Annotated in this window: 3 protein-coding genes and 2 pseudogenes; all 5 read right to left on the reverse strand. The window is 73.2% G+C overall.

Features of this window, described 5'->3' with window-relative positions; all coding sequences use genetic code 11:
- Window positions 1-554 (reverse strand): annotated as a pseudogene (locus AC2W7G_RS14025) (flavoprotein); the annotation flags it as partial.
- A 53-nt stretch (window positions 555-607) separates the two neighbouring features.
- Window positions 608-916 (reverse strand): DNA-directed RNA polymerase subunit omega, encoded by a 309-nt coding sequence (rpoZ, locus tag AC2W7G_RS14030; protein WP_485868979.1) that lies wholly within the window; start codon window positions 914-916, stop codon window positions 608-610.
- Between the two features lie 34 nt (window positions 917-950).
- Window positions 951-1,522 (reverse strand): annotated as a pseudogene (gmk, locus tag AC2W7G_RS14035) (guanylate kinase).
- Complete coding sequence (gene mihF, locus AC2W7G_RS14040) at window positions 1,515-1,829, reverse strand: integration host factor, actinobacterial type (protein WP_485868980.1); 315 nt, start codon at window positions 1,827-1,829, stop codon at window positions 1,515-1,517. Before mihF ends, gmk begins: the two are co-directional and overlap by 8 nt.
- Window positions 1,830-1,845: 16 nt before the next feature.
- The coding region (locus tag AC2W7G_RS14045) for a hypothetical protein (RefSeq protein WP_485868981.1) at window positions 1,846-2,315 on the reverse strand (470 nt) is incomplete at its 5' end.

Below are 2,315 nucleotides of genomic sequence, written 5' to 3' on the forward strand. Positions count from 1 at the left end.
GCCGGCCAGGTCCTGCGGGCGCCCGTCCAGCACCTGCAGGCAGATCGCGTGGATGGCGGCGGGGTCGGGCAGGCGGCCCTTGCCCGAGTCGGCCCCGGTGAGCCGGCCGACCGCGGGCTCGATGACCGTCGTGGCCGCGCGAGCGCAGCGTCTCGACGTTGGCCTGCGTGGCCGGGTGCTCCCACATCTCGGTGTGCATCGCCGGGGCCAGGACGACCGGGCAGCGGGCGGTGAGCAGGGTGCTGGTGAGCAGGTCGCCGGCCAGGCCGTGGGCGGCCCGGGCGAGCAGGTCGGCGGTGGCCGGCGCGACGACGACGAGGTCGGCCTCCTGGCCGAGCCGCACGTGCGGCACCTGCGGACGTCGGCGAAAGACGCCCCGTGCGCACCGGCTGGCCCCGAGAGCGCCTCCCCACGTGGCCGTGCCGACGAAACTGCAGCGACGCCTCGGTGGGGACGACGCGAACCTCGTGGCCGGCCTCGGTGAACAGGCGCAGCAGCTCGGCGGCCTTGTAGGCGGCGATGCCGCCGGCCACGCCCAGGACGATCTTGCTCATCTCACGCTCCTGCCGGGACGTGCGCGCGCGGCGTCACCGCCGCGAGGGCGGGATCAGGCCTGCTCGACGGCGGGGGTCTCGCCCTCGACCGCGGGGATCTCCTCCTCGGCGGTCAGCAGGTCGCTGTTGATCTCGCGCAGCGCGATCGAGAGCGGCTTCTCCTGGACCTCGGTCTCCAGCAGCGGGCCGACGTACTCGAGCAGGCCCTCGCCGAGCTGGGAGTAGTAGGCGTTGATCTGGCGCGCGCGCTTGGCCGCGTAGAGCACCAGCTGGTACTTGGAGTCGGTCTTCTCCAGCAGGTCGTCCAGCGGCGGGTTCGTGATGCCGATGGCGACGGAGCGGGTGGTGGACGAAGAGCTCATGAAGACAGGCCTCGCAACGAGTGGGAGAAAGGGATCAGGACCGGACGGAGCCGGAGCGGAACAAGTCTACCAACTCCGCGCACGCCTGGCCGACGTCGGTGTTCACGATCGTCACGTCGAACTCCGCCTCGGCGGCGAGCTCCTCGCGCGCGGTCTCCAGCCGGCGCTCGCGCTCCTCGGCCGTCTCGGTGCCGCGGCCGACCAGCCGGCGCTCGAGCTCCTCGAAGCTGGGCGGGGCGAGGAAGACCAGCAGCGCGTCGGGCATCCGCTCGCGGACCTGGCGCGCGCCCTGCAGGTCGATCTCCAGCAGCGCCGGGCGCCCGGCCTCGAGCTGGCCTCGACCGCGGCGCGCGGCGTGCCGTAGCGGGCCGCCTTGTGCACGACCGCCCACTCCAGCAGGCCGTCGGTCTCGACCAGCCGGTCGAACTCGGCGTCGTCGACGAAGTGGTAGTGGACGCCGTCGACCTCGCCGGGCCGCGGCGGGCGCGTCGTGGCGGAGACGGAGATCCAGATGTCGGGGTGGTTCTCGCGGATGCAGGCCGCGACGGTGCCCTTGCCGACCGCGGTGGGTCCGGCGAGCACGACGAGCCGGGAGCGGTCAGCCACGGAGCTCCTCGAGCAGCGCCTCGACCTGCTTGGGACCGAGACCGCGCAGCCGGCGGCTCTCGGCGATGCCGACGCGCTCCATGACCTGCTGGGCGCGGACCTTGCCCACGCCGGGCAGCGACTGCAGCAGGTCGACGACCTTGATCTTGGCCACGGCGTCGTCGGTCGCCGCCTGGTCGAGCACCTCGCGCAGGGACGCGCCGGAGTGCTTGAGCCGGTTCTTCACCTCGGCGCGCACGCGTCGCGCCTCGGCCGCCTTCGCCAGCGCCGCCTGGCGCTGCTCGGGCGTCATCGGGGGCAGGGCCACCGGTGCACCTCCTCGGTCACAGCAGGTCGATGTCGCACTCGTCGGCGACATTCTTCACCACGGCCGCTCGCTGCTTGGAGGTGGCGTTGAACGTGGCGTACGCGTCGTTGATGCGGTCGAGCTTCTTGCTGCTGGTCTCGGCCAGCACCGCGGGGTCGTCGGCCTCCTCCAGCGTGATGCCCGCCTTCTCGTGCACGGCGAGCACGCGCTCGGTGACGTCGGCCAGGGCGGTCCAGTCGTCGGCGACGTCCGCGGGCGCGAGCTTGGCCAGCGCGCGGAAGCGCTTCGCGTCGGCCGTGAACGCCTTGGTGGTGCGCTCCTTGCCGAACGAGTCCAGCGCCTTCTGGTCGTCCTCGACCTTCTGGCAGTACGCGCTCGGCGAGCTGCAGGCACCCAGCAGGACGCTCGCCACGAGGGCGAGCGCGGCCGGGCCGGCGAGCCGGCTCACCGTCCGGCTCCGGCCACGCCGAGCTCGTCGTTGACGCC

The organism is Aeromicrobium sp. PFPM2_SD2 (genome assembly GCF_057364525.1).